The following is a 26059-nucleotide window of genomic DNA, read 5'->3' on the forward strand; positions in this document are numbered from 1 at the left end:
ATCATCTCCCGTCGGCGCTGAGTACGCCCATCGATTGTTTGTACGCGTTGTCCAGTGTCGCTGCGGAATCGCATTCGCGGACGAGTTCGCCGCGCTGCATGACATATCCGCGGTCGACAACCGATTTCAGTGCAGTAAGTGCCGGTTCCGTCACGATGACGGTCACACCCTCGGCGGCCAGACCCCCGACCAGCGCTCGCAGCTCCGCGACGATTTTCGGTGCCAGTCCTGTCATCATCTCGTCGAGGAGCAACACCTTCGGGGTTTCCAGAAGGGCCCGCCCCAGAACCAACATCTGCTGCTCACCACCACTGAGGACCCCGGCATAACTCTCGGAGCGTTCATGCAGGATCGGGAACCTCTCGAAAGCTGTTTCCACGGCTTCGGCTTTCAATCCCAGCAGGTCTGCGCCGACGCGTAGGTTCTCGCGAACGGACATTCGCATGAACAGTTGCCTGCCTTGGGGTACGTAGGCAAATCCGCTGCGGACACGATCCAGTGCCGATAATTTCTGGATCTCTCGACCATCGAATTTGATTGTCCCGGTGGCGGGAACCGAGCCGTAGATGGATCCCGCCAAGCTGGTCTTGCCTGCACCGTTCGGCCCGACGATCGCTGTCACTTCACCGGCGGGGGCGACAAGGGAGACTTCCCGGACGGCGACAGCGGATCCGTATCGAACTGTGACTCTGTCGAGTTCGAGCATGTCAGGCGCCTTCCTCGTATTCGGAACCGAAATAGACTTCTCGCATCGCGTCGCTGGCCAAGCACTCCTGCGGTGGTCCGTAGTTCGCCACTGATCCGAAATTGAGCAGCACGATCTTGGTGGCGAGCGCCGCGATGAGATCGACGTTGTGATCGACCAGGACTACTCCTTTGCCCTGCGCGGCAATCGATCGCACGGCACCGGAGATGGCAGCGATGCCGTCGTGATCCGCGCCGGCAAACGGTTCGTCCAACAGGAGAACATCGGGTTCGGTCGCCATCGCCCGCGCCACCTCGACCAGACGCTGCGCCCCCAAACTGAGATCCCCGCAAGCACTCTCGACGTCGGTGACCGAGTATGCCGCAGCAATCTCCCGGGCCCGCTGTGCTGTCCGGTCCCAGTTCTCGAAAGGTCCTTTGATCGCCCACCACAGCGAGTGCAGAGGTGAGGTGATCTTGTGCCCGTACAGTCCCGGGATGATGTTGTCGACGGCGTCGAGTTCCGCCGCGAGCTGCGGATGTTGAAACGTGCGCGAGAGCCCTTGCCGTGCACGGCGCTCCGACGGCCCGGTCAAGGCAGCACCCGCGAGCGCGACGGTTCCGGAATCTGCTTGCTGTGTGCCGAAGATGCAGTCCACCAGTGTGGTCTTGCCTGCCCCGTTCGGGCCGACCAGGCCGATCACCTCTCCCGGTCCGACGCTGAACGAGACATCGTCGACAGCGCGGACGCCGCCGTAGGACTTGTGGAGCCCGCTCACTTCGAGTAGCCGAGTCATCGATTGCCACGCTCCTTGTACAGACGGTTCATTCGACCCAGAACGTTCTGACTCCAACCGATCACCCCACCAGGCGCGACGATGAGGATCACCAGGACGGCTCCGGCAAGCAGGAGTTCGCCGCTTCCCTGGTAGCCGGGCATGTTCAGCGTCACGATCACCACGATCAATGCACCGAGCGGAGCACCCCACGCCGAACCGCGACCGCCGATGATCGGCATGAAGATTGCAAGGAAAACAATACTGAGAGTGAAGGTTTCAGGAGTGACAGCTTGCACCGACACGGTGAAAAGCGATCCGCCGGTCGACGCGATCGCGGCACCGATCGCCAGCGCCACGACGGTCAGGTGCGCAGGATTGACGCCGGAAGACCGTGCGACATTACGATTGTCGCGGGCAGCTTGCAACATCAGCCCCCACACCGATTTCCGGAGTCGATCGACAGCGACCGCGATCAGACACACGAACAAGATCGCGAACACGACCAATGCGTAGCGCGGTGGCTCCCAGCCGAACATCGTCACAGTCTCGACACCCGAGATCCCGGCCGATCCGCCGGTGAAACTCGGTCCGTCGATCAACCAGTGCTCGAAAGCGATACCGAACAACAAGGTCACCGCGGCAAGGTAGAAGCCGGAGAGTTTCTGCGTTGCCAAGCTGAGAAGTACTGCAACCGCTGCAGCGGCGAGGGCGCCGAGAATCCATCCCCACCACATCGACAACCCGGTCCGAACCGAGATCAGCGCAACGGCATACGCGCCGATCGCCGCATACGCGCTGTACGCCATCGACAGTGATCCCGCGAGCACGAATGGCACGTACATACCGAGTGCGATCAGCGAATACGTCGCAGCGAGGAACACCAGATCCTGCCGGTACAGACTCGGCCCCATCCACAGCAGCACGGCAGCAACCACGACCACGGTGATCAGTGCTTCTCGCGACACGGCGAGCATCCTCGTCCGGGGACCGCCGGATGTAGCGGGCGGATTTGACGTCAGCGGACTGGTAGAAAGCGAGGCCATCAGACGCGAACCTTCCTCGAGAGCAAGCCTTCCGGACGGAAAGCGAAGAACACCAGGGCAATCAACAGAATCGCGGTTTGAGCAGCACTCGCACCGAAGTAGTACGGGGCGAATACCTGGACGACGCCCAACACCATTCCGCCGATCAGCGGAGCCCAACTCCGGCCGGTACCACCGATGACGAGTGCGATGAATGCCGTCAGCGTCCATGACAGACCGCTCGTGAACTGAACACCGGCCTTGGGAGCGAACAGAAGTCCGGCGACGGCGGCAATCACACCCGCGAGGGTGAACGCGATGAGGCGTACCCGATCCACCGGCAAGCCCAGGACGCGGGCGGCATCCGGACTGTCGCCGACGGCGCGAAGCAGACGGCCCGAGGTGGACCGGTTCAGCCACAGTCCGATACCGACGAAGATCCCGGCAGTTCCGACGACGAGTACAAAGGTCGAACTGTCGACGGTGGCACCGAGCACCGATATCGGATCGAAGTCGAAGATCTTCTGCCCGGGAAGTGGTGTGCGGCCGAAGACAGTGCCGGCGAGCTGCTGGATCCCGAACAGTACTGCGGTCACAGCCACCAACGCCGGTAGTTCCCCACGACCCGATCGCTTCTGAACCTGTTTGACCACAAGCTTTTCCGTCAGGATCGACAGCGCCACCGCTACCGCGATCCCTAGCGGCATGGCAATCCAGAGAGCGAGCCCGTAATTGATCGCGACCCAACTCGACGCCATGGCCGCAGCCATCGCATACGGACCCATCGCAAAATTGAAGAAATCGGCGCCGACCACCACGAGATACATTCCGAGGGCTATAAGTGAAAAGAATGCACCGATCTCGATGGCAGCGAGCCACAGTTGTGCGTCTGTCATGTCAAGGCTCCTCGGTTATCCACACGGGGGTTGGTAGGAATCCCACGGATGGGCCGGCTTGTTGTCCTCACCGAATTCGACGAGCACCAGTCCGCAGAGGCTGTCCGGAGCCAGGTGATCCTGCGAGGAGAACGACAGTGTCAATCCGTCCTGGCCGAAGCTGGCGGGAAGTGCCGAAACCTGTTGAAGAGCATCACGAACGGCCGTCCGATCTCGGTGGTCGCCGGCAATTTCGATTGCCTCGGCCAACATCATGACGGCGTCGTACGCCTGTGCGTCGTAGGCAGTCAGTTGATAATCAGGCCCCTTCACCGCCTGCACCTTGCGACGCAGTTCGGCGGTTCTCGGGTTGTTCTCACTGAGCGAGCCCATGTACACCATGCCGCTCAACGCCTTCGGGTCCGCCAAAGCCCAAGATGCGGGCTGGTTCCCGATGGAAGCGAGTGAGAAGCGTTGCGTCTGTGGGGTGATCTTCGACAGGGTGTTGTGCGCGAGGATTTCGAAGTGCCCGCCGATACTGGCGACCAGAATCGCGTCCGGTTCGGTTTCCGCGAGACGTGAGACCTGTGCGGTGATGTCCGCGGCATCGACCGGCGCCTTTTCAACGCCCGTCACTCTCGCGCACTTCTCGAGCGCCGGCCGCAGGGTCTTGATGATTCCGTCGATGGACGCACTCGCGTCACCGAGAATTCCCAGGGACTTGTACCCCATCTTCTCGAAAGCCCCGCAGTACACCTGGGCGTACTGCTTCAACGAGTTCGGAATCATGAACGAGTAGTCGTTGTCGGGCGCCGAGGCAAAGCCGTCGCTGAGAACGACCGGAGCTATCGCGGGAATCTTCGACTGCTGGAGAATCGACTTGGCCTGCAGCACCGACCCGCTGCCGGTGGCGAGGATGACCGCACTTGATCCGTGATCGACCAACTTCCGAATGATCGACGGGGTCTTGGTGGGACTGCTCTCGTCATTCTCGACAACCAATTCGACCTGCTTGCCGTTGATTCCGCCGGCCTGGTTGATCAGGTCGACAGTCATACGCACGGTCTTGCCGGCGATCGTGCTGTACGACGCACCGGGCCCGGTGGAGTCCTCGTCCAAACCGATGACGATGGTGTCTTCGGGAATGACACCGGCAGATGCGCACGCGCTCGCCCCGAGGACCACTGCCGCGCAGACGGCAATCGCCTTTCCGAGTCTCACATCAATCTCCCGTCCAAACTCTGCTTGGTAAATCAAACAAGCGCTTGATTTATGAGTGTGGACAGAAGTATGCACTGGGTCACACCGATAGTCAAAATTCGAACTACACGCGCAGGAACTGCGGTGTTACGGCTTCTGCAGCTGCCGGATCGAGGAGCTGAGTTCGCGAATGACGGACTTCAATTCGTCGACATCAGAGCGGAGTTCGGCAAATTCGGAGGCAGGAGATACGGTCTGCGCTTCCTTCTTCGTCGTGCGCTGCGCAATGCGTGCCACCGGCTCGCCGTCGACGGAACGTGCGGCGAAGCCGTCCAGGAATACCGAAATCAGATTGCGCTGCAGATCATCCGCCAACTCGGAAAGCTGCGGGCGATACTGCGCGACGGTGGACCAGACGGATTCACGCAGGAGACGGTGAAACTGTTCGGGATCGATGTCTTCCCGAAACTCCGCGTCGGCAATTCCGCGAGCGATAGCCGATCGCCAGTAGCTGTGTGCCTTCTGAACCAGGATGGTGATGGGCGCGTCCGCCGGTTGCGACGAAAGTATGGCTTCTCCCTGATAGACCTCCGTCGCATACGGGTGATCCACCGCCGAGGCAAAAGACACCGAGACCATCGTTGCCAGGCGATCTCGGGCCGAACCTCCCGGCTCGATCGAGTCTTCGTACCTGACGTTGAGGTCTTCGAGAAACCGGACGACGATCTCGTTGGCTATCGCATCCTTGGAGTCGAAGTAGTGGTAGAGGCTGCCGGAGAGAATCCCGACTTCGTCGGCGATGTCGCGTACCGTCGTCGCGGCGATTCCCCGCTCACTGAACAGCTTGGCCGCATGAGCGAGTATTTCGTCCCGTCGGGTCGAGCGCACGAGAAGATCCTTCCGACGTTCCGATCGTCAAGCGAGTGCTTGATCAATTTCTCGTCGATGCTAACACCGCACCCTCGCTGACCTGCGGTGTGAGGTCCTGGACATCCAATCGAAACACCGGACACACACTTGTCACCGACAGTCATTCCACCGCAACAACTTCCACCTACTCTGTGCACTCGACGAATACAGCGTTGTATACGCACTCCGGATACAGATCTGTCAGAGCCATTGTCTGCCAGAGCCATCGACACGAAAGGCCCGTACATGCGAACCTTCTCGAAGCGCACCCTTGCCGCGCCGGCCGCTCTCGCCGCGCTGGGCTTGGTTCTCACCGGCTGCGGAAGCAAGGCGACAGACACCGCATCGGGAGATTCGACGGCTACGTCGTGCGTCGACACCTCGGGGGACACGATCAAGGTCGGTTCTCTGAATTCACTCTCGGGCACCATGGCCATCAGTGAAGTGACGGTCCGCGACTCCATTTCGTTGGCGGTGCAGGAGATCAACGATTCCGGCGGTGTGCTGGGCAAGAAGATCCAGATCGTGGCAGAGGACGGCGCGTCGGAGCCGACAGTGTTCGCCGAGAAGGCCGAGAAACTGATCAGCAGCGATTGCGTCGCAGCAGTTTTCGGTGGCTGGACTTCCTCGAGCCGCAAGGCCATGCTGCCGGTGTTCGAGGACAACAATTCCTTGCTCTACTACCCGGTCCAGTACGAGGGGCTGGAAGATTCGAAGAACATCTTCTACACGGGTGCAACGACCAACCAGCAGATCATCCCCGCTCTGGATTACCTGAAGGAGAAGGGCGTCAAGTCGCTGTATCTGGTCGGCAGCGACTACGTGTTCCCGCAGACCGCCAACCGCATCATCAAGGCGTACGCGGCAGCGAACGGCATCGAGATCAAGGGCGAGGATTACACGCCATTGGGCTCGACCGACTTCTCCACCATCGTGAACAAGGTCCGCACAGCCGACGCCGATGCCGTGTTCAACACACTCAACGGTGATTCCAACGTCGCGTTCTTCCGTGAATACTCGAATGTCGGCCTGAAGCCCGCCGACATGCCCGTCGTCTCCGTCTCCATTGCGGAGGAAGAGGTCGGCGGTATCGGAGTCCAGAACGTCGAAGGCCAGCTGACGGCGTGGAACTACTACCAGACCATCGACTCCCCCGAGAACAAGAAGTTCGTCGAGGCGTACAAGGCGAAGTTCGGCCAGGACAAGCCCACGTCCGATCCGATGGAAGCGGCATACACCTCCGTCTACCTCTGGAAGAACACCGTCGAGAAGGCCAACTCGTTTGCGGTCAAGGATATTCAGGACAACGCCGACGGTGTGACCTTCCAGGCACCCGAAGGACTCGTCACCATCGACGGCGACAACCACCACATCACCAAGACTGCCCGAATCGGCGAAATCCGTTCCGACGGACTGATCTACACGGTCTGGGATTCGGGACAGCCGATCGAGCCGGATCCGTACCTGAAGAACTACCCCTGGGCCGAGGGACTCGGCAGCTGATCGACGAAAGGCGGAATTGACGGAATCGACGAGTAGAGAGGTGGAGCGTCTGTCATGGATGTTGTGATCGGACAGTTGTTCACGGGTTTGAGTATCGGATCGATTCTCCTGTTGGCAGCGTTGGGATTGTCTCTCACGTTCGGGCAGATGGGTGTCATCAACATGGCACACGGCGAGTTCATCATGGCCGGCTCGTACACCGCATACGTAGTGCAGCAGGTGATCTCGAATGCAACGGGATCGTTGATCATTTCTCTGCTCGTCGGTTTTGTCGTCGGCGGACTGATGGGTGTCGTGCTCGAAGTGGTCCTGGTATCGCGGATGTACCACCGACCCCTCGACACCCTGTTGGTGACATTCGGCGTCGGATTGATCCTTCAGCAGTTGGCGCGCGACATCTTCGGCGCGCCGGCAGTCAATGTTTCGGCGCCGAGCTGGCTTTCGGGTGGGGTCGATATTTTCGGCGCCGTGGTACCGAAAACCCGCATCTTCATTCTGGTGTTGGCGATCGCAGCGGTGATCGCGCTTTCGGTCGCACTGAAGCAGTCGTCGATGGGTCGACGCATCCGGGCCGTCGTCCAAAATCGCGATCTGGCCGAGACGAGCGGAATCTCTTCTCGTCGTACGGACATCACGACCTTCTTCCTCGGTTCCGGACTCGCCGGCGTCGCGGGTGTCGCGTTGACACTCATCGGTTCCACCAGCCCGACCATCGGCCAGTCGTATCTGATCGACGCCTTCCTTGTTGTCGTCGTCGGCGGTCTCGGTCAGATGAAGGGAGCCGTGATCGCAGCCTTCGCCCTCGGCATCTTGAACTCGTTCATCGAGTACTCGACGACGGCGTCGATCGCGAAGGTGATCGTGTTCGTCATCATCGTCGTCTTCCTTCAAGTTCGGCCGCAGGGCCTGTTCGCAGTCAAGACGAGGAGCCTCGTATGAGCATCCTGAACAATTCCCGAATTCGGGTGTGGGGCGGATTTGCACTTGCCGCGATCGTGCTGTTCGCCATCGCTCCGGCTGTGCTCTCGGACTTCAGGCTGTCACTGTTGGCCAAATTCCTGTGCTTCGCCATAGTCGCTGTCGGCATCGGCTTGGCCTGGGGCAGAGGCGGAATGCTCACGCTCGGCCAGGGCGTCTTCTTCGGAATCGGCGCATATGTGATGGCGATGCACCTCAAGATCGCCGATGCCGAACTCAAGGGCGACGCGGTCCCGGACTTCATGTCCATCGCCGGCAAAACAGAACTTCCGGGATACTGGCAACCGTTCGCCTCGCCATTCGTGGCGATCTTCGCCATCCTTTTCCTGCCTGGCGCTGTTGCCTTTCTCCTCGGACTCGGTGTGTTCAAGCGGAGAGTCAAGGGCGCGTACTTCGCGATCCTCTCGCAAGCACTCGCCGCGGCTTTCGCGATCCTCTTGATCGGCCAGCAGTCGATCGGTGGCAGCAACGGCCTCAACCGCTTTCGCACGTTCTTCGGTTTCAACCTCAACGATCCGGCGAACAAGCAGATGTTGTTCTTCATCGCCGCCGGAGTTCTTCTCGCATCGGTCGCTCTGATTCGCCAGCTGATGAACTCCCGATACGGCGAACTCCTCGTCGCCGTCCGCGATCAAGAGGAGCGCGTACGTTTCCTCGGATACGATCCGGCGAACATCAAACTGGTCGCCTACGTGACCGCGGCGTTCCTCGCCGGTATCGCCGGTGCGCTGTTCGTTCCGATCGTGGGCATCATCTCCCCCGCCGACGTCGGGATCGTTCCGTCAATCGCCTTCCTCATCGGGGTCGCGATCGGTGGCCGCGCAACGCTTCTGGGTCCGGTACTCGGTGCGATCGGCGTCGCTTGGGCGCAGTCGACATTCTCGGAGAAACTCCCTTCGGGATGGATCTACGCACAAGGGTTGATGTTCATCGTCGTGGTCGGGTTCTTCCCGGCAGGTGTGGCCGGATTGTTCGCCCTGATGCGCCACCGCAAGAAGCGTGAGACCCCGGCCGACCCGCCGGTCAAGGTCTCCCAACCCGAACCAGTGGAGGTGTCGTCATGACCAACACAACCGCCACCAGCGAACCCACACCGGCACTGGGCGGCAACGCCGGAATGTCGTCCGAGTACCTCGAAGTACGGAACCTTGCGGTCAGCTTCGACGGTTTCAAGGCCGTCGACGGCGTCGACTTGACCCTCATGCAGGGCGACCTCAGGTTTCTCATCGGCCCGAACGGGGCTGGAAAGACAACGCTGGTCGACGCCATCACCGGACTCGTTCCCGCGACGGGTTCGATCACGAAGTCCGGCGAGCAACTGCTCGGCAAGAAGGTTCACAAGATCGCCCGCCTCGGCGTCGGGCGAACCTTCCAGACGGCAAGCGTCTTCGAAGAACTCTCGGTGCTGCAGAATCTCGACATCGCGGCGGGAGCCGGTCGATCGGCGTGGAACCTGCTCCGAAGGCGCAAAGGTGTGCTCCCCGAGATCGAGGAGGCTCTGGAGACAACCGGCTTGGAGCACCTCAGAGACACTCCCGCGGGCATTCTGGCGCACGGGCAGAAACAGTGGCTCGAAATCGGAATGTTGTTGGTGCAGAACTGTTCCGTGCTACTACTCGACGAGCCCGTCGCTGGGATGAGCCTGGAGGAGCGCGAGGAGACCGGAAACCTTCTACGGCGCATCGGCGGTGCACGAACCGTCGTCGTGGTCGAGCACGACATGGACTTCATGCGATCGTTCGCCACGTCCGTCACAGTGCTCGCCGCTGGGAAAGTACTCGCCGAAGGAACTGTGGCGGAGGTTCAAGCCGACCCCAAGGTGCAAGAAGTCTATCTCGGCACAGCCGCTGCCGGAACCGATCTCGGCGCCGACACCGAACCGACCCCGGAGGACTGAATCATGCTCGAGCTCGTCGACATCCGCGCCGGCTACGGACGCACCGAAGTGATCCACGGCGTTTCCCTGCTGGTTCCCAGCGACGGGGTTGCGGCAGTCATGGGTCACAACGGAGCAGGCAAGACCACCTTGCTGCGCGCCGCCGTCGGTCTGATCAAACCCACACGCGGAAAGGTACTTCTGAACGGAGAGGACATCACCGGACTACGACCGAGCGCCCGCGTCGCTCGCGGACTTGCCTACGTACCGCAGGGTCAGCAGTCGTTCGGACAACTGACAACTGCCGAGAATCTTCGGGTGGTCGCCGACGGGCGCAAACGCGGAAAGGCACTCATCGCAGAGGCATTGGATCTGTTTCCCGCCCTCACCACACTCCTCGACCGTCGCGCAGGACTTCTCTCCGGTGGGCAGCGACAACAACTTGCCATCGCCCGCGCCTTGATCACCGAGCCCAAGATCCTCATCCTCGACGAACCAACCGAGGGCATTCAGCCCAACGTGGTCGCCGAAATCGAAAGAACCGTCATGGAACTCACCGAGCGCGGCGATCTCGGTGTCCTCCTTGTCGAGCAGCACATCGGTTTCGCGCTCCAATCTGCTCAGCATTACAGCATTCTCGCGGCCGGACACGTGACCTCGACCGGTGAGGGCGGCACCACGTCCACCGAGGCGGTTCGTCGAGCGATGGCAATCTGACATGAGTGTGCGGCCGCCGCTGCGCGAACAGGTTTACCGGTCGATCCGAAACGATCTGATGTCCGGTCAGATCGCGCCCTCGGAACGACTGGGCGAGGAACGCCTGGCCCATCTCTACGGTGTCTCGCGAACACCGGTGCGCGAAGCGCTCGCAAAGTTGGAATCCGACGGGCTGGTCGAGCGCGACGAACATGGACTCTTTCCGTACCGACCGCACCTCGACGAGTTGGGTGGCCTCTACGAGCTGCGCATACTCCTCGAGGTGCACGGGCTTCGTCGGGTACTCGACGGTGAGGCCCCCGCTCATGACCGAGACGCGCTCGGTTCCGAACTCGACAAGTGGTACGCATTTCTCAAACAGATGCCGGTACCGGACGCCGGTTTCGTGACGCTCGACGAGGAGTTCCACATCGCGCTCCTCGCCTCGTCCGGAAACCACGCGTTGGTCGACGCCTTGCAGGCCGTCAACTCGAAGCTGCGCCCCGTGAGGATGTTCGACTACCTGACTCCCGACCGTATGAAGGCCACCGTGGAGGAACATATCTCCGTCGTCGAACTGGTTCTGGACGGCAAGATTCCGCAAGCACACGAGGCACTGGTATCGCACATCGACATCTCTCGTGCGGTTGTCCTCGACCGTGCTCGTCAGGCCCTCTCGTTGGCCGCCATGGCCAACGCTGTGCGGAACTGATCGAGCGGGAGTCACTGCCCTCCGAAAATCGCACTTGCTCAGCGTGGGAAGGCTCTCGGAAATAGGAATGGACTCACAGCGGTTGCACCTCACAACGACGCTTGCGTTCTATTCGCTGAGAAAGGCTCCACCTCCATGGCCGTACCACTTTCCATCCTCGACCTCGCCCACATCGGGGACGACGAAACCGCCAAAGACAGCTTCGACGCCAGCGTGACCTTGGCGCAGCGTGCCGAGGAGTGGGGCTACAAGCGAATCTGGTACGCCGAGCACCACAACATGGGTTCCATCGCGTCTTCGGCAACCAGCGTTCTGATCAGCCACGTCGCCGCGAACACCAGCAAAATCCGCCTCGGCGCCGGTGGAATCATGCTGCCCAACCACGCACCGCTGACGATCGCCGAGCAGTTCGGCACCCTCGAGACTTTGCACCCCGGTCGAATCGATCTCGGTCTCGGCCGCGCGCCCGGTAGTGATCAGAAGACGATGCAGGCTTTGCGACGCGACCCGAGTTCTTCGGACAGCTTCCCGCAGGACGTACTCGAGCTTCAGGGCTACCTCGGCGACACCTCGCGCGTCCCCGGAATCAATGCCGTTCCCGGTAAGGGCACTCACGTTCCGCTCTACATTCTCGGATCGTCACTGTTCGGCGCCAAGCTCGCCGCGATGCTCGGCCTGCCGTATGCATTTGCCTCGCACTTCGCCCCCAACGCCCTGCGCGACGCCGTCGCAATCTACCGACGCGAGTTCAAGCCGTCGGAGCAGTTGGCGGAGCCGTACGTCATCGCCGGCGTCAACGTCATCGCCGCCGACACCCATGAGCAGGCTCAGCAGGACTTCCTCGCGGCCAAGCGTTCGCGCGTCAGTCTTCTTCTCGGGCGTGGACGCAAATTCACGGACGACGAAGCGGACATGCTGCTCGACTCCCCCGCCGGTCAGCAGGTTCTGCAAATGACCAAGTACAGCGCCATCGGCACGCCCGCCGAGGTGCGTGCGTACCTCGACGAATTCACCGAGCATGCGCAGGCCGACGAGCTGATCACGGTGTCGACCGGCACCAACCGCGAGGCATGGTTGCGCACGTTTGAACTCCTCGCCGACGTGAGCGATCTGGTGCCCGCCTAAGCTGCCGGTATGGGCGATCCATCCCGTCGCGGGTTCATCTCGGTACTGGCCGTACTACTTTCGACGGGTTGGGCCGCCAACCACTTTGCTTCGCTCATCCCGGTTCTCCGGGTGGACGAGGGCCTTTCGCATACCGTGCTCGACGGTGTTTTCGGTATCTATGCGCTCGGACTCCTACCCGGCCTGTTGACCGGTGGAGCAGTGTCGGACCGCGTCGGCCGAGCTGTAGTCGTCCTTCCCGGAGCACTCATAGCCTCGCTCGGAACCTTGATTCTTCTTCTCTGGCACGACGCGCCCGGGCTCATGGTCGGGCGCCTCGTAGTCGGTATCGGTGCCGGTCTGGCAATCGGCGCCGGTACCGCGTGGGCAGCTGACCTTCGCGGTAAGTCCGGAACCGTGATGGCGGGCGTCGTACTCACCTCGGGTTTTGCACTGGGACCACTGTTTTCGGGTCTGTTGGCACAATTTGCCGCCTTCCCACTCGCTACGCCCTTTGTCGTCTCGACCGTCTTGTCGATGGGTTCGGTTGCCGCGGCAGCTGTGTGGAGTCGTACTCCTGCTCCCACCAAAGCTGCGATGTTCACACAGATTCCCGACCGCGCAGAGCGGTCGGAAACCGGTGTGAAGGCCGCACTGCTCTGGGCACTTCCGTTGGCGCCATGGGTGCTCGCCAGCGCAACAGTGTCTTTCGTGACCATGACGGCCAGGCTCGGGGACCGCTACTCAGGTCCTCTCCTTCCGGGTTTCGCGGCGGCGCTGACTCTGGGTGCTGGAATCCTGGTTCAAACCGCTGCGCGCCATCGCAATTGGGGTCCTCAGGCCGGCACGACAGGTGCCGCACTGGCGGCACTCGGATACTGCCTGGTCGCAGTCGGCGGCGCGCACCCCGCGCTCGGGTTGTTCATCGTCTGCGCGCTCGTCCTCGGTACGGCCTACGGACTGTGTCTGCGTGAGGGACTGCTCGACCTCGAGTCGCTGGCTCCCCCGGCCTCGCGGGGCGCTTTGACCGGGATCTTCTACGTCGGCACCTATCTCGGATTCGGACTGCCGGTGCTACTGGTTGTCATCGAACCCACGATGGGCCCGTCACTGCCGTTGGTGATCCTCGCCGCTGTTGCCGCCGTCGTTGCCGTGGTCCGATTCCGTCGATTGCGGTCGACCCAGGCTTCCACGTCACATCCGCGTCTCGAAGCCGCATCGGTCTGAACACCCGTTCGGACGGAGTTGGCGGTACTTGCAGTCGCAGCTACCCGGCGGTGTTAGCGTCGGAGGACCAGAAGGTAACTGCGTAGGGACACAGCACATGGGCAAGAGCGAGGCGGGCAAGGCCGAATCGGCCAAGAGCAGTGGCGACGATCTGACGGGTCGGCGCATCCTGATCACCGGCGCTGCCCGCAATATCGGTTCTTCGCTGGCCAGACGCCTGTACGACCGTGGCGCGTCCGTGGGACTGCTCGGCCTCGAGCCGGAACTTCTCGAGCAAGTCGCCACTTCCTGCGGCCGCGCGCCGTGGCAGTTGTGCGATGTCGCCGATCTCGAGCAGGTATCTCGCGGCGTCAGCTACATCGCTGAGCAGCTGGGAGGCATCGACGTAGTCGTGGCCAATGCCGGCGTCGAGGCGAATTCGTCGATCCTCGGCGGAGACGTCGAAGACATGCGTCGCGCAGTCGAAGTCAACCTCATGGGCACGTACTACACCCTGCGCGCAGCCGGTCCCCACATCAGTCACGAAGATGGTTACGCCCTGGTGGTCGCCTCGGCCCACGGCGCGGCGAAGCACCCGTTCCGCGGACCGTTCGGTGCTTCGCGCGCCGGTGTCGAAGCGTTGGGCGACGCGTTGCGCCTGGAAATGAAACACCTTGGTACCAAGGTGGGCGTCGCGTATATCGGAGACATCGACACCGATACCACCGCACTCTCTTTCGACGGCGCTCGCGGAACCCTCGCCAGCGCCGGCACCACGACCGTCGCTGACGCCGTCGACGCGTTCGAGCGCGGTATCGTCGGCCGGAAGTCACGCGTACACGCGCCCCGCCGCAGCGCTGCGGTTCGCCACATCGCGCAACGAGCTATCGACCTCCGTCCCTCTCACATCCGTGGAGTCGCATGAACCCCCGCATCCCGCCCGGCCGATTCAAGGACCTCGGTCCGATCAACTGGGGAATCTGGCGTGTCCTGTCGAAGGCTGCCGGAGCACCCGACGCGCATCTGTTCAGCACCTTGGGGCGCACGGGTGGACTCTTCCGCGGTTGGCTGCACTACTCCGGCTCACTCATGCCCGGCGGCAAGATCTCTCGCCACGACACCGAACTGATCATCCTGCGGGTCGCGCACCTGCGGGACTGCGGTTACGAGATGGATCACCACATCAGGCTCGGCCGCAAAGCCGGAATCGACGCAGAAGAACTGGCCCGAATCATCGAGGGCCCTGGCGCTTCCGAGTTGAGTCCGCGTCACCGTGCGATCTTGACTGCGGTCGACGAGTTGGTCACCACCAAGGACATCACCGACAACACGTGGGGAACGCTCTCGCAGCATCTCGACGATCGTCGGTTGATCGAATTCACCTTGCTGGTCACTCAGTACGACGGCCTGGCCACCACGATCGGAACCTTGCGGGTTCAGCGCGACTTCTCCTGAAGTTCCGCGGCGGCCGTAACTCAGCTCTTACCCGAAGACATCTGGACGAAACACCTGATCAATAGCGTATACAGGTATGTCGACAGGGATGAATACGGCGCCGGAGCCACTGCGTGAGGTGGTCTACCGGGAACTACGCACCGAACTGGTCAACGGGACTATCGGGTTCGATCAGCGCCTGACGGAACCGAAGCTCTCCACGCGTTTCGGCATTTCTCGCACACCAGTACGGGAAGCGTTGACGATGCTGAGCGCCGATGGACTCCTGCGCCGGGAAGAGTACGGGTTCTCCGCCGTGCGCCCGAGCATCCCGCGGATCCGAGATCTGTACGAACTCCGAATCACTCTGGAACTACAAGGAATTACCCGGGCGATCGCAGATCCTACGATCCGGCACGACCGAACAATCCTCGACGACGAGTTGGTGCGGTGGCGTGCCCTGGCTCTCGATCCGCCGGCTCAGGAACCGGGGTTCGTCGAACTGGACGAGGAATTCCACGTCGCCGTACTGAGGGCGTCGGGAAACAATGAACTGGTCGCGTCGCTGCTGTCGGTGAATTCCCGTATCCGGCACGTTCGGATGTACGACTTCATGGTCAACGGCCGCATCGACACCTCGATCGCGGAGCACATTCGAATCCTCGAAGAACTACGTGCCGGCAATCTGCCCCAGGCCCGCACGCTTTTGCACCAGCACATCGGCGAGTCTCTCGACGTCGTCCTCGACCGGGTGACCCGCGCGATCACCGCGCTCTCACTCGCCACCATCACGGACTGATCGGAGCAGTACACAGCATGACCATCGCAGCAGAAGTTTTCACCCCGACAGCCCGGGTCGAGCAGGCCTTCCAGCGGATCGAGGAAGTAGATCGCCCCGAAGTCTGGATCACGTTGCGCCGCAAGGAAGATGTGCTTGCCGATGCCGCCTCGGCCGAAGCCAGAATCGCCGCGGGCGAGCATCTTTCCCTGGCTGGGCGCCTGGTCGCCGTCAAGGACAACGTCGACGTCGCCGGTCTGCCGACCACAGCGGCGTGCCCCGAATTCGCGTATGCGCCGGATGAAACTGCCAGTGCCGTTGCACGGTTGATCGAGCACGGCGCTGTTGTTCTGGGGAAGACCAATCTGGACCAGTTTGCCACCGGGCTGGTCGGAACGCGTAGTCCGTACGGAGCCGTTCGCTGCGCCTGGGACGAGAAGTTGATCTCGGGCGGTAGTAGCTCCGGATCCGTCGTCGCCGTGGCACTGGGGATTGCGGATATCGGAATCGGCACCGACACTGCCGGTTCGGGCCGGGTGCCGGCAGCGTTCCACGGGATCTACGGACTCAAGCTCTCGCTCGGCGTCATTCCCGTCCACGGAGTAGTGCCCGCCTGCATCGACTACGACGCTTTGACGGTATTTGCCGGCGACCTCGAATCGGCAACCGCGGCAGCGGCAATCATGGTCGGCCACGAACCTCGAGATCCCCGCAGCCGCGTCTGGCCTTCCGACGTTCGTCTCGCGGCGGCGCCGAATCCCCGCGTCGCGGTCCCCCGAATCGAGGATCTCGCTCAACTGAGCCCGTCGTATCTGGCAGCATTTCAGGACACTGTGACAGCTCTGGTGGCAGGCGGCGCCGAGACCGAGACCGTCGACATCTCCGGGCTGCTCGACGCGGCCCGATTGCTCTACGACGGCGCCGTGGTGGCGCAGCGGTACGCCGCTGCCGGCGAGTTCCTCGAAACTCGTCCTGCCGGAGCAGATCCCGCGGTGTCCGACATCGTGCTCGGCGCGAAGCACCCCACCGGATACCAGCTAGTCGACGATCTCGACGCTCTCACCCGCGCCAAGGCTGCCGCCCGGGAACTCCTCGCAGGGTTCGACGCCCTACTGCTTCCCACCACCACCGAACATCCGACCATCGCTGCCGTGACCGAGGATCCATTCGGAATCAACCGCCGGATGGGAACTTTCACCAACTTCTGCAACCTGCTCGACATGGCGGCCGTCGCGGCGCCCGGACACCGCACTGCCGAAGATCACCCGTTCGGCGTCATGTTCGTCGTACCCGCTTTCGACGACCAGATCGCCATCGACCTCGCCGCACGACTCGGTGATGTGCCTTCACCCACCCTCGTCAATACCGGAATCGACCTCGCAGTATTCGGCGCTCACCTGCGCGGGCAACCCCTCAACACACAGTTGGTCGACCTCGGCGCGCGGTACGTCGAAACCGTCACGACCTCGGATGCCTACCGGCTCTTCGCTCTCGACACGACGCCACCGAAGCCCGGCCTGGTACGCCGTGGCCCTGGACTCGGCGCACCGGTCGTCGGCGAGATCTTCCGGATCTCACCGGCTGGCCTGGGAACGTTTCTCGCCGCCTTGCCCGCGCCGATGGCGCTCACCAGCGTCGAGTTATCGGACGGCAGAACGACAGTCGGTTTCAGCTGCACTCATGACGCCGTAAACGGCGCAGCTGACATCACCGGCTACGGCGGTTGGGCCGCGTACCTCTCTCGCTGACAGTCAGGGCTTGCAGATTCGAGTGACGGCCTCGCGCACCACTTCACGGCGGCGCGCGATCTCGTCGGCGTCGACGTTCTGGTTGTCGGCCACACCGGGGGCCACTACCCAACCGAACACGAGGCCGAACAGCATCGTGATCAGGTCCTGGGGGTCCCAGTGCTTCGAGATGAGGCCGTCTTCTTGAGCCTTGCGGATCGTGGCCATTCGCGGAACCCAGCTGGAATGTTCCTCGGCCAGCTTCTTCATCCGTGGTGCCTCACCCTGCAATTGACCCCAGATCATCATCCGTTGAATCTGTGGTTTGGCGAGCATTGCGTCGAACAGTTCGACGGCATGCGCGGGCATGTCTTCACCGGTGAACTCGACGGACTCCATCGCCTGCTCGAAGTCGACGTCGAGCACCGCGTGGAACAACGCGACCTTGTCACCGAAATAGGCGTAGAGGCGCTCCTTACTGGCGTTTCCGTTCTTCGCAATCCGATCGATGCGCGCACCGGCAAGCCCGTAGGTGCCGAATTCTTCTTGCGCAGCGTCGAGGATTCGCTGTTTCGTCGCGGTCACGTCAGTGGGAGCCATAGTGATGATGGTAACCGAACGAACTATTTCGTTTGACTCACCTGAGAAGGCTGGAATACCTTTTTCCAATGACCACCACGTCCCACGTCGACGGCGGCACTCTGCCACCGATCCCGGCTGTCTCCGAGAATCCGAATCATCAACGTCGCTGGCTGGTGCTCTGCATCGTCGCGTTCGCTCAACTCATGGTGGTGCTCGACGGCACCATCGTCTCCATCGCCCTACCGGCAGCCCAGGAGGAACTGGGCATCAGCGACCTTGACCGCGCGTGGGTGGTCACGTCGTACGCCTTGGCGTTCGGTGCGCTGCTGCTCCTCGGCGGACGTATCGCCGACTACTGGGGCCGAAAGCGATCCTTCATCGTCGGCATGGCGGGCTTCGCGGTTGCCTCCGGCATCGGCGGCATCGCGCAGAGCGGTATCGAACTGTTCATCGCTCGCGCCGGCCAGGGTGTCTTCGCAGCATTGCTCGCGCCCGCTGCGCTGTCGATGCTCACCACCACCTTCATCGGAGAGAAGGAGCGCGCCAAGGCTTTTGCCGTCTACGGCGCGATCTCCGGCGGTGGCGCTGCCATCGGCCTGCTCCTCGGTGGAGTGCTGACGCAGTACGTCGACTGGCGTTGGTGCCTGCTCGTCAACATCCCGATCGCGCTGATCGCCATCGCTGCAGCCGTCCCGATCGTCAAGGAAACCAAAGCGCACGGCGACACGAGCTACGACCTTCCCGGCGCTGTCCTCATCGCCCTGGGGCTCGGCTCACTGGTCTACGGATTCACACGCGCCGAGCACGGCTGGGGTCAGGCGGACACTTTGCTGTTCATCGCACTGGGTCTGGTCTTCCTCGCGATCTTCGTGGTCGTCGAGAGCCGCAGCAAGAATCCGCTTCTACCGCTGAGCGTTCCGTGGCATCGTGATCGCGGCGCTGCTCTGATCGGCTCCATGCTGGTGGGCGCCGCCCTGCTCGGCGGCACGTTGTACCTGACGTTCTACCTGCAGATCGTGCTCGGATTCAGCCCGGTCATGGCCGGCGTCGGATCGCTGCCGATGGCATTCTTCATCGTCTTGGCGTCGACCATCGCAGCGCAGTTGTCCACCAAGATCGGCCCCAAGCCGCTCATGGTCGCCGGCCCGCTGGTGGCAGCAGTAGGACTGCTCATGCTGACCCAGATCGAGGTACACAGCTCCTACTGGACGCACGTGTTCCCCGGCCTCGCGATCTTCGGCTTCGGACTCGGTCTATTGATGGTGCCGATGCAGAACCTCGCACTGATCGGCGTTCCCGACCACGACGCCGGCGCTGCCAGCGCCCTGGTCAACGCCACCCTGCAGATCGGCGGCGCACTCGGAACCGCACTGTTCACCACGATCTACGCTTCGGCCAAGTCGGCCTTCACCGCCGACAACGCGGCGCCGATCCCGCCGGAAGGCATTCCTGTCGACATGTCGAATGCGACCATCCCGACCGGGGACCAATTGGCGCTACTCCCCCAGCCGGTGCAGGACTTCGTCGCCTCGATGACGGACTACTTCTTCGGCGCCGAGGTATCCGGATACTCGGCCGCATTCGGTTGGGCGGCAATCCTGTTGGCGATCATCGCACCGGTAGTGCTGGTTCTGGTCCGCGCCAAGAAGGGTGATCTGCCCGCCGAGGGTGCAGTCCACATGGGATAACCCCCTGTGCCTTTATTAACCGCCCGCGGTTAATAAAGGCGCACAGCAGGTCAGGCCTTCCTCAACACCTCAGCCACCGGAGTGCTGCTGCGGCCGATCAACTTCTGCAGGTCACCAGACTCGGTGTCCAACGCCCCCTTGGCAATTGCAGCATCGGAATCGGCGAGGATCTGCGCAACCGGCGCAGGCAGTCCGACACTGTCGAGAATGCCTTCGTATGCCTGCTCGTCCACAAACTGGTAGGCGACGGGCTTGCCGGCAAACTCGCTGATCTTCTCGGCCAATTCGGCGTAGGTGAGCCTCTCGTCACCGCCCAACTCGTACACTGCACCTTCGTGACCATCGGTGGTCACGACTACTGCTGCGGCGTCGGCGTAATCCGCACGCGCCGCAGCCGCGATCTTGCCTTCCGCTCCCGCACCGACCAGTGCGCCGCGTTCGATCACACCGGCCAGGTCGTTGGTGAAGTTCTCCCAGTACCAACCGTTGCGCAACAGCGCGAACGGAATACCGCTCCGAGTGAGCACGTCCTCGGTCGCCTTGTGCTCGGCAGCAAGCTTCATCGGCGTGTCCTGAGCATTCAAGATGCTCGTGTAGGCGATGAATCCGACGCCGGCAGCCTTCGCCGCGTCGATGATGTTGGTGTGTTGCGCGAGCCGTGACCCCACTTCACTTCCCGAGATCAGCACCAGCTTGTCGACGCCCGCCAATGCGGTTTCCAACGCCGAGGCATCCGCATAGTCCGCTTGACGTACAACTACTCCGCGGGCGGCGAGGCTTTCCGCCTTCTGTGGATTGCGGACGACTGCGACGATGTCGGACGCGGCGGTTCCCCGCCCGATCAACGACTCGACTACCAGTTGTCCGAGGTTTCCGGTTGCGCCGGTGACTGCAATGCTCATGCGAACTCCCGATCCAGGTTGAAGCGTAAATGCGTTCTGCAACCATCATGCACTTATTTTTCGTAAGTGCAACACGTCGAGTTAGCGCTATGGGATCGTGCAGTAGTAGCCTGGGTTCATGACCAGCACCGACTCACCTTCACGTGCTGCCCAGACTCCTGATCCGAATGCCGACGTCGTGGACCCGACGCTCGAGGCTGACGTCTTCGCTCGCGGGTGCAACTCTCGGGCGGCATTGCAGAATGCAACCGGACGCTGGGGCGCACTCGCGCTGGCAGCACTGAACGAGGGTCCGTACCGGTTCAGTGCCCTGCGCCGACGCGTCGACGGAGTCAGCGAGCGCATGCTCTCGCAGACCCTGCAAACACTCGAGCGGGATGGCCTCGTGCACCGTGAGGTACTCGAAACCATCCCGCCCAAAGTGGAATACAGCCTGACCGAACTCGGCGCCGACGTCGCCGCAAAGATCACGGCCCTGATCGAACTACTCGAATCGCAGGTTCCGAAAATCGTTGCGTCACAAGCGTCGTACGACGCCCGAAATCAGCTCAACTTGTCCGAAAGCTGAGCGATGAACTCGTCGAATGCGTAGGGAACGCTCAGCACCGTCGGAGCGGACGTAGCCATCGCGTAGTCCATTCCGACCAGACGAACCAGACGGCCGTTCGACACCGAGGTCATGTTCGCGAACGGACCGAAGGACATCAGCTTGTCCAGGTTGGTGCCGTCGGCGTCGACGAGAATGAAGACGTCGGCGTCGAGTGTGTCGATGGATTCCATGCCCACGGACACCGAACTGTCGCCGGAAGTGCACACTGCGTCGACACCGGGCGAGGTCTTCACCCCGAGCTGGCCGAGAAGACGGATCCGCGGGTCGGTGCCGCAGAAGACGATCAGGCCCTCGTCGGTGCGCATTGCATACGTTGCGGTTTTGCCCTGGAACTGTGGGTGATCAGCGGCTTGCTTCTCGAAGTACGCCCCGGTCTCGTCGATCAGCGTCTGAGCCTGCTCCGGCTGTCCGAGCGCTGCACCGATCATGCTCATCTGCTTGTCCCACGCCGTATCCCACGGCTGGTCGGGGAACGCGACGGTCGGCGCGATGTCACTGAGACGCTTGTACTCGCCCTCGTCGATGCCGGAGTAGACGGCGAGGATCACGTCGGGATCGAGCCCGAGGATCTGCTCGAACGGGATATCGGGATTGGTCGTCATGAGAACGGGCTTGACACCGTTCAGACGCGAAGCGTCCCAGGGCAGGATGTTGTTCTCGATGCCGTCGCCGGAGAAGCTCTCCATGGCGACCGGAACCTTGTTCAGCGCGATCACGCATCCTGGCCACTCCATCCGATGGTCACGATGCGCATAGGCTCCGCGTCGATCGTCGTCGAACCGTAGGCGTGGTCGACGGTCACGGGGAACGCCCCCGCCTCGGCGGCACCCGAAGCTTCGGTGTCCGATCCGGAGTCACCTGAGGTTCCACAGGCGGAGAGCGTCAGCGCGACGCAAGCCGCGAGCAGTACGGAACGAGTTTTCATGAGTGGTCCTTCGAAAGCCGGATGGTCGACTCGGGACGCTAATGCGTTGCGCGCCTACACCCCGACTCGAAGGCCTCAGATGGCGGTTTCGCAACACAACTCGACACAAAAGACGAAAAACCCCGTGTGCCTTTCCGGTAGTGCGAACTACCGAAAAGGCGCACGGGGCCGAAGGCCCTGCCGTCAGAAGTTGATCATGTGGCCGGCGAGGCCGTGGATCGCTTCCTGCAGTGCCTCACTGAGTGTGGGGTGGGTGTGGACGTTGCGTGCCAACTCGTTGACCGTGAGGTCCCACTTCTGGGCCAAGGTCAGCTCGGGCAGCAGTTCCGAAACGTCCGGTCCGATGAGGTGCCCGCCGAGCAGTTCGCCGTACTTCTTGTCGGCGATCAGCTTGACGAAACCGGTCGGGTCACCGAGACCGTGTGCCTTGCCGTTGGCAGCGAACGGGAAGTTCGCGACCTTGACGTCGTAGCCCTCGGCCTTGGCCTGCTCCTCGGTCAAACCGAACGAGGCGACCTGCGGCTGGCAGAACGTCGCACGCGGCATCATCCGGTAGTCACCGAGTGTCTGCGTCTCCGCGCCGCCGATGGTCTCGGCAGCGACGACAGCCTGAGCTTCTGCGACGTGCGCGAGCTGCAGCTTGGCGGTGACGTCACCGATGGCGAAGATGTGCGGGACGTTGGTGCGCATGTAGTCGTCGATCGCGATGGCGCCGCGATCGGTCAACGCGACACCGGTGTTCTCGAGACCGAAGCCCTCCACACGCGGTGCGAAGCCGACGGACTGCAGAACCTTGTCGACGACCACGGTCTCGATCTCGCCGGACTTGTTGTCCTTGATCGAGACGGTGACCTTGCTGCCGTCGTCGCTGATGGACTGCACAGCGGCACCGGTCTTGATGGTGACGCCGAGCTTCTTGTACTGCTTGGCGATTTCCTTCGAGACGTCGGCGTCCTCGTTGGGCAGTGCCCGATCGAGGAACTCGACGATCGTGACGTCGACGCCGTAGTTCTTGAGGACGTAACCGAACTCCATGCCGATCGCGCCGGCACCGACGATCAGGATCGAACCCGGAAGGTCACGGGTGAGGATCTGCTCTTCGTAGGTCACGACGTTCTCGCTCAGCGAGGTGCCGGGCAGCAGCTTGGTGTACGAACCCGTCGCGATGATCGCGTTGTCGAACGTGATCGTCTCGGTGCCACCCTTGCTCAGCTCCACGCTGATGGTGTTGGCGTCGACGAACGTGCCCTTGCCGTCGTACTCCGGGATCTTGTTCTTCTTCATCAAGAAGTGAATGCCCTTGACTCGCCCGTCCGCGACCTTGCGGCTGCGATCGAAAGCGGAGCCGAAATCGAAGGACACGTCTCCGGACATGCCGAACGTCTTCGCTTCTTTCGTGAAGATGTGCGCGAGTTCGGCGTTACGGAGAAGCGCCTTGGACGGAATGCAGCCGACATTCAGGCATACACCGCCCCAGTACTTCTGCTCGATGATGGCGGTGCTCAGGCCCAGTTGTGCCGCGCGGATAGCAGCGACGTACCCACCGGGGCCGGCTCCGAGGACAACGACGTCATAGTGTGAGGTCACGATTCACCAGGGTAGTCCTGCATCGTTTCGCTGTCCCCAGATGGTCGCATTACCCGTCGGTAGCCCACACTTCTCGGGCAACTCGGGCGAAATTTCCGCCGTACACGGCCTCGATCGACGGCTCGTCGAAGCCCCGGTCACGCAATACCTGATCAAGTGTCAGCACGTCCTCCGGAGGAGTCCACTGCAGTGGCCCCCACGCGGTGTACGCCTCGGAGAACGACGACGGGTTCTGCTCGATCTCTTCGCGGAAGTCGTCGGCGTCGAAGGAGAAGTCGGAGCCGATCCCGACATGATCGATGCCGACGAGTCCCACAGCCTCTTCGATGTGGTCGGCCATCGCGGACAGCCGAGCCTGGTCGTCATCCGGTCCGTTGACGCCGAGGAATATGCCCACGCCGTTGATCCCGATTACGCCGCCGGTCTCCGCACACGCTCTGGCCTGATCGTCGGTGATGTTGCGCGGATGCTCCCACAACCTTCGGAGGTTCGAGTGGCTGTAGATCATTGCTCGCTGGGTGATAGCTGAGATGTCCAACCCCGTCTGTACCGAACAATGTGAGCCGTCGACCGTCATTCCGACGCGATTCATCTCGGCAACCAGGTCACGGCCGTATCCACTCAACCCCGTGTCCGTCAGGTCCAAGCAGCCGCAGCCCGCAGCGTTCATGTAGTTATACGTCGGCAACATCGAGCGGACTCCGAGGTTGTAGAAGTACGAGACGTTGGCCAGGTCTCCCTCCAGCGGATTCGAGTCCTCCAGGTCAAAGGCCAGGGCAATTCCGCCCGACTCCTGAATCTCGACGACGCCGTCGACGGTGAAGACAGGGGTTATCTCCGGGAACTCGACCCGCGCCTGCCACGCGAAACTCTTGGCGATTGCCGTCGAGTCAGCGCGAGTCTGCGGCGAGTAACCGACGTTCACCGAAACGTAACTCCCCGCTGGGCGCTGATATCGGAGAAGATCTTCGACAGACGCGTTCGACTGCAGAGGTAGGCAACAATGTTGTTCCCATAATGGAAACGTCCGGTTCATTCTCGAATCCCGTCGATGACCAGGGAAATTCACCTGAAACTGGCCTGAAACTGGTCGTCCGTTCAGCAAATCTCTGGTTCACTGGCTAATAACGCGCCGATAAGGTAGAAACTTACAAGACTCGCATGCTCTGTACGTATCGCACCGAATGTAACGCTGATACACAACGGGAGTATGTACCCATCACGAACAGCAACAAGGACCGTTCAGTCCCGGGCGGATTCGAAGTATTTTTAGGTGGAGGTTTCTGAACGTATGCGTGCTCGCACTTTCAAGCGTGGCCGTCTGGTCGCAGCTGTAGCAGCAGTATCCGTGCTGCCGATGCTGATCAGCCCTGCCGTGTCGTCCGCAGGTGGAGATCCGTCGACCACCACGGCAACTGTTGCCAAAGCAAACACAACGGGTTCCAAGCTCTCGAGCCGCACGGACAACGGGCGCATCGCCACCATCAAGGTGTACTCCCCTTCCATGGGACGCGATATTCCGCTCGAGGTCATCGTCCCGGCAGACGGCAGCGAACCCCGCCCTACGCTCTACCTGCTCAACGGTGCAGGCGGCGGCGAAGACCGGGCGACGTGGCAGCGTCAGACCGACGTCAACGAGTTCTTCGCTGACAAGAACGTCAACGTCGTCACCCCGCTCGAAGGTGCATTCAGCTACTACACCGACTGGGTGAACGACGACCCGTCCCTCGGCCGCCAGAAGTGGCAGACGTTCCTGACCCAGGAACTCCCGCCCGTCATCGACGCCGAGTTCAACACCAACGGCGTCCAGTCGATCTCCGCGATCTCGATGACCGCGACCTCGGTCCTCAACCTCGCCATCGCAGCTCCGGGCCTCTACAAGGGCGTCGGTGCATACAGCGGATGCGCCGAGACCAGCACACCGGTCGGCCAGTCCTCCATCGAACTGGTTGTGGGCATGCGCGGCGACGCTGACGTGACCAACATGTGGGGCCCCCTCGACGGCCAGGGCTGGATCGACAACGACCCCGTCGTCAACGCCGAAAAGCTCCGCGGCACCGAACTCTTCATCTCCACCGGCTCCGGACTCCCCGGCCCGCACGACACCCTCAACAACGAGGCGATCAACGGTGAAGTTGGCACCCTCGCCAACCAGGTCATCGTCGGCGGCGTCATCGAGGCAGCAGTCAACTACTGCACCCACAACCTCGCCTACCGCCTCAATGACCTGAAGATCCCGGCCACCTTCGACTTCAAGCCGACCGGCACCCACTCGTGGGGCT

The 26059-nt window shown here is 62.0% G+C and carries 27 protein-coding genes; 15 read left to right on the forward strand and 12 right to left on the reverse strand.

All coding sequences use genetic code 11. From position 1 onward, the window contains the following. Nucleotide 1: 1 nt before the first annotated feature. The 6 genes from H7C86_RS15390 to H7C86_RS15415 form a co-directional block, all read right to left on the reverse strand. Entirely contained in the window at nt 2-706 is a 705-nt protein-coding gene (locus H7C86_RS15390) for an ABC transporter ATP-binding protein (RefSeq protein WP_042951161.1), read from the reverse strand. A gap of 1 nt (nt 707) precedes the next feature. Beyond that, a complete protein-coding gene (locus H7C86_RS15395; protein ID WP_182261778.1) occupies nt 708-1481 on the reverse strand; it encodes an ABC transporter ATP-binding protein in 774 nt (257 codons plus the stop codon). Next, nucleotides 1478-2437 (reverse strand): branched-chain amino acid ABC transporter permease, encoded by a 960-nt coding sequence (locus tag H7C86_RS15400; protein WP_223257992.1) that lies wholly within the window; start codon nt 2435-2437, stop codon nt 1478-1480. The genes H7C86_RS15395 and H7C86_RS15400 overlap by 4 nt, the downstream gene beginning before the upstream one ends. Nucleotides 2438-2505: 68 nt before the next feature. Continuing rightward, nucleotides 2506-3381 carry a branched-chain amino acid ABC transporter permease gene (locus H7C86_RS15405; protein ID WP_182261779.1) on the reverse strand — a complete coding sequence of 292 codons (876 nt, stop codon included), beginning with the start codon at nt 3379-3381 and terminating at the stop codon, nt 2506-2508. A 15-nt stretch (nt 3382-3396) separates the two neighbouring features. Beyond that, complete coding sequence (locus H7C86_RS15410) at nt 3397-4581, reverse strand: ABC transporter substrate-binding protein (RefSeq protein WP_182261780.1); 1185 nt, start codon at nt 4579-4581, stop codon at nt 3397-3399. Between the two features lie 126 nt (nt 4582-4707). Further along, a complete protein-coding gene (locus H7C86_RS15415; protein ID WP_182261781.1) occupies nt 4708-5448 on the reverse strand; it encodes a TetR/AcrR family transcriptional regulator in 741 nt (246 codons plus the stop codon). Between the two features lie 267 nt (nt 5449-5715). Here H7C86_RS15415 and urtA point away from each other — a divergent pair, with 267 nt between their 5' ends. The 12 genes from urtA to atzF all read left to right on the forward strand — a co-directional run bounded on the left by urtA (nt 5716) and on the right by atzF (nt 17504). Then, entirely contained in the window at nt 5716-6972 is a 1257-nt protein-coding gene (urtA, locus tag H7C86_RS15420; protein ID WP_019744446.1) for an urea ABC transporter substrate-binding protein, read from the forward strand. 54 nt (nt 6973-7026) lie between these two features. Next, nucleotides 7027-7911, forward strand: coding sequence for an urea ABC transporter permease subunit UrtB (urtB, locus tag H7C86_RS15425; protein WP_003941514.1), 885 nt, complete (start codon nt 7027-7029; stop codon nt 7909-7911). Further along, nucleotides 7908-9014 carry an urea ABC transporter permease subunit UrtC gene (gene urtC / locus H7C86_RS15430; protein ID WP_020906728.1) on the forward strand — a complete coding sequence of 369 codons (1107 nt, stop codon included), beginning with the start codon at nt 7908-7910 and terminating at the stop codon, nt 9012-9014. The genes urtB and urtC overlap by 4 nt, the downstream gene beginning before the upstream one ends. Continuing rightward, the gene (urtD, locus tag H7C86_RS15435) at nt 9011-9847 is read left to right on the forward strand and encodes an urea ABC transporter ATP-binding protein UrtD (protein ID WP_182261782.1); all 837 of its coding nucleotides are present in this window, start codon (nt 9011-9013) and stop codon (nt 9845-9847) included. Before urtC ends, urtD begins: the two co-directional genes overlap by 4 nt. 3 nt (nt 9848-9850) lie before the next feature. Next, a complete protein-coding gene (urtE, locus tag H7C86_RS15440; RefSeq protein ID WP_003941544.1) occupies nt 9851-10543 on the forward strand; it encodes an urea ABC transporter ATP-binding subunit UrtE in 693 nt (230 codons plus the stop codon). 1 nt (nt 10544) lies between these two features. Beyond that, nucleotides 10545-11234, forward strand: a complete 690-nt coding sequence (locus H7C86_RS15445; RefSeq protein WP_020906727.1) for a GntR family transcriptional regulator — start codon at nt 10545-10547, stop codon at nt 11232-11234. A gap of 135 nt (nt 11235-11369) precedes the next feature. Continuing rightward, a complete protein-coding gene (locus H7C86_RS15450) occupies nt 11370-12359 on the forward strand; it encodes an LLM class flavin-dependent oxidoreductase (protein ID WP_020906723.1) in 990 nt (329 codons plus the stop codon). Nucleotides 12360-12368: 9 nt separating this feature from the next. Next, entirely contained in the window at nt 12369-13565 is a 1197-nt protein-coding gene (locus H7C86_RS15455; RefSeq protein WP_182261783.1) for an MFS transporter, read from the forward strand. Nucleotides 13566-13662: 97 nt separating this feature from the next. Then, the gene (locus tag H7C86_RS15460; protein WP_182261784.1) at nt 13663-14469 is read left to right on the forward strand and encodes an SDR family NAD(P)-dependent oxidoreductase; all 807 of its coding nucleotides are present in this window, start codon (nt 13663-13665) and stop codon (nt 14467-14469) included. Beyond that, nucleotides 14466-14999 carry a carboxymuconolactone decarboxylase family protein gene (locus H7C86_RS15465; protein WP_019744457.1) on the forward strand — a complete coding sequence of 178 codons (534 nt, stop codon included), beginning with the start codon at nt 14466-14468 and terminating at the stop codon, nt 14997-14999. Before H7C86_RS15460 ends, H7C86_RS15465 begins: the two co-directional genes overlap by 4 nt. 76 nt (nt 15000-15075) lie before the next feature. Further along, on the forward strand, nt 15076-15777 hold the full coding sequence (locus H7C86_RS15470; RefSeq protein ID WP_259349158.1) for a GntR family transcriptional regulator: 702 nt from the start codon (nt 15076-15078) through the stop codon (nt 15775-15777). Nucleotides 15778-15794: 17 nt separating this feature from the next. Beyond that, entirely contained in the window at nt 15795-17504 is a 1710-nt protein-coding gene (gene atzF / locus H7C86_RS15475; protein WP_182261785.1) for an allophanate hydrolase, read from the forward strand. Nucleotides 17505-17507: 3 nt separating this feature from the next. Here atzF and H7C86_RS15480 read toward each other — a convergent pair whose 3' ends face one another. After that, nucleotides 17508-18083 carry a TetR family transcriptional regulator gene (locus H7C86_RS15480; RefSeq protein WP_019744460.1) on the reverse strand — a complete coding sequence of 192 codons (576 nt, stop codon included), beginning with the start codon at nt 18081-18083 and terminating at the stop codon, nt 17508-17510. Nucleotides 18084-18151: 68 nt separating this feature from the next. Here H7C86_RS15480 and H7C86_RS15485 point away from each other — a divergent pair, with 68 nt between their 5' ends. Then, a complete protein-coding gene (locus H7C86_RS15485; protein ID WP_003941517.1) occupies nt 18152-19753 on the forward strand; it encodes an MFS transporter in 1602 nt (533 codons plus the stop codon). Nucleotides 19754-19803: 50 nt separating this feature from the next. Here H7C86_RS15485 and H7C86_RS15490 read toward each other — a convergent pair whose 3' ends face one another. Beyond that, nucleotides 19804-20655: an SDR family oxidoreductase gene (locus H7C86_RS15490; protein ID WP_070385130.1), complete on the reverse strand. Its 852-nt coding sequence runs from the start codon at nt 20653-20655 to the stop codon at nt 19804-19806. A 118-nt stretch (nt 20656-20773) separates the two neighbouring features. On the opposite strand from H7C86_RS15490, the gene H7C86_RS15495 reads away from it, so the two are divergent. Further along, nucleotides 20774-21223: a helix-turn-helix domain-containing protein gene (locus tag H7C86_RS15495; RefSeq protein WP_007735410.1), complete on the forward strand. Its 450-nt coding sequence runs from the start codon at nt 20774-20776 to the stop codon at nt 21221-21223. Here the strand turns inward: H7C86_RS15495 and H7C86_RS15500 are convergent. The 4 genes from H7C86_RS15500 to H7C86_RS15510 form a co-directional block, all read right to left on the reverse strand. Continuing rightward, entirely contained in the window at nt 21199-21981 is a 783-nt protein-coding gene (locus tag H7C86_RS15500) for an ABC transporter substrate-binding protein (protein ID WP_259349164.1), read from the reverse strand. The two genes, H7C86_RS15495 and H7C86_RS15500, sit on opposite strands and share 25 nt — an antisense overlap. Beyond that, nucleotides 21978-22190: a hypothetical protein gene (locus H7C86_RS37240; RefSeq protein WP_259349165.1), complete on the reverse strand. Its 213-nt coding sequence runs from the start codon at nt 22188-22190 to the stop codon at nt 21978-21980. Before H7C86_RS37240 ends, H7C86_RS15500 begins: the two co-directional genes overlap by 4 nt. 183 nt (nt 22191-22373) lie before the next feature. Next, a complete protein-coding gene (gene lpdA, locus H7C86_RS15505) occupies nt 22374-23777 on the reverse strand; it encodes a dihydrolipoyl dehydrogenase (protein ID WP_003941477.1) in 1404 nt (467 codons plus the stop codon). 49 nt (nt 23778-23826) lie between these two features. Continuing rightward, nucleotides 23827-24813, reverse strand: a complete 987-nt coding sequence (locus tag H7C86_RS15510; protein ID WP_182261786.1) for a dipeptidase — start codon at nt 24811-24813, stop codon at nt 23827-23829. 255 nt (nt 24814-25068) lie between these two features. Here H7C86_RS15510 and H7C86_RS15515 point away from each other — a divergent pair. Next, nucleotides 25069-26059: alpha/beta hydrolase family protein (locus H7C86_RS15515; protein WP_182261787.1), on the forward strand; the 991-nt coding region annotated here is incomplete at its 3' end.

Source organism: Rhodococcus sp. UFZ-B548 (assembly GCF_903819475.1).
Classification (GTDB): domain Bacteria; phylum Actinomycetota; class Actinomycetes; order Mycobacteriales; family Mycobacteriaceae; genus Rhodococcus_F; species Rhodococcus_F erythropolis.

Excerpts from the sequence above, each read along its gene's own strand:
- H7C86_RS15390 (WP_042951161.1), bottom strand. The coding sequence starts at position 706 with ATGCTCGAACTCGACAGAGTCACAGTTCGATACGGATCCGCTGTCGCC.
- H7C86_RS15395 (WP_182261778.1), bottom strand. The coding sequence starts at position 1,481 with ATGACTCGGCTACTCGAAGTGAGCGGGCTCCACAAGTCCTACGGCGGC.
- H7C86_RS15400 (WP_223257992.1), bottom strand. The coding sequence starts at position 2,437 with ATGCTCGCCGTGTCGCGAGAAGCACTGATCACCGTGGTCGTGGTTGCT.
- H7C86_RS15405 (WP_182261779.1), bottom strand. The coding sequence starts at position 3,381 with ATGACAGACGCACAACTGTGGCTCGCTGCCATCGAGATCGGTGCATTC.
- urtA (WP_019744446.1), top strand. The coding sequence starts at position 5,716 with ATGCGAACCTTCTCGAAGCGCACCCTTGCCGCGCCGGCCGCTCTCGCC.
- urtB (WP_003941514.1), top strand. The coding sequence starts at position 7,027 with ATGGATGTTGTGATCGGACAGTTGTTCACGGGTTTGAGTATCGGATCG.
- urtC (WP_020906728.1), top strand. The coding sequence starts at position 7,908 with ATGAGCATCCTGAACAATTCCCGAATTCGGGTGTGGGGCGGATTTGCA.
- urtD (WP_182261782.1), top strand. The coding sequence starts at position 9,011 with ATGACCAACACAACCGCCACCAGCGAACCCACACCGGCACTGGGCGGC.
- urtE (WP_003941544.1), top strand. The coding sequence starts at position 9,851 with ATGCTCGAGCTCGTCGACATCCGCGCCGGCTACGGACGCACCGAAGTG.
- H7C86_RS15445 (WP_020906727.1), top strand. The coding sequence starts at position 10,545 with ATGAGTGTGCGGCCGCCGCTGCGCGAACAGGTTTACCGGTCGATCCGA.
- H7C86_RS15450 (WP_020906723.1), top strand. The coding sequence starts at position 11,370 with ATGGCCGTACCACTTTCCATCCTCGACCTCGCCCACATCGGGGACGAC.
- H7C86_RS15455 (WP_182261783.1), top strand. The coding sequence starts at position 12,369 with ATGGGCGATCCATCCCGTCGCGGGTTCATCTCGGTACTGGCCGTACTA.
- H7C86_RS15460 (WP_182261784.1), top strand. The coding sequence starts at position 13,663 with ATGGGCAAGAGCGAGGCGGGCAAGGCCGAATCGGCCAAGAGCAGTGGC.
- H7C86_RS15465 (WP_019744457.1), top strand. The coding sequence starts at position 14,466 with ATGAACCCCCGCATCCCGCCCGGCCGATTCAAGGACCTCGGTCCGATC.
- H7C86_RS15470 (WP_259349158.1), top strand. The coding sequence starts at position 15,076 with ATGTCGACAGGGATGAATACGGCGCCGGAGCCACTGCGTGAGGTGGTC.
- atzF (WP_182261785.1), top strand. The coding sequence starts at position 15,795 with ATGACCATCGCAGCAGAAGTTTTCACCCCGACAGCCCGGGTCGAGCAG.
- H7C86_RS15480 (WP_019744460.1), bottom strand. The coding sequence starts at position 18,083 with ATGGCTCCCACTGACGTGACCGCGACGAAACAGCGAATCCTCGACGCT.
- H7C86_RS15485 (WP_003941517.1), top strand. The coding sequence starts at position 18,152 with ATGACCACCACGTCCCACGTCGACGGCGGCACTCTGCCACCGATCCCG.
- H7C86_RS15490 (WP_070385130.1), bottom strand. The coding sequence starts at position 20,655 with ATGAGCATTGCAGTCACCGGCGCAACCGGAAACCTCGGACAACTGGTA.
- H7C86_RS15495 (WP_007735410.1), top strand. The coding sequence starts at position 20,774 with ATGACCAGCACCGACTCACCTTCACGTGCTGCCCAGACTCCTGATCCG.
- H7C86_RS37240 (WP_259349165.1), bottom strand. The coding sequence starts at position 22,190 with ATGAAAACTCGTTCCGTACTGCTCGCGGCTTGCGTCGCGCTGACGCTC.
- H7C86_RS15510 (WP_182261786.1), bottom strand. The coding sequence starts at position 24,813 with ATGAACCGGACGTTTCCATTATGGGAACAACATTGTTGCCTACCTCTG.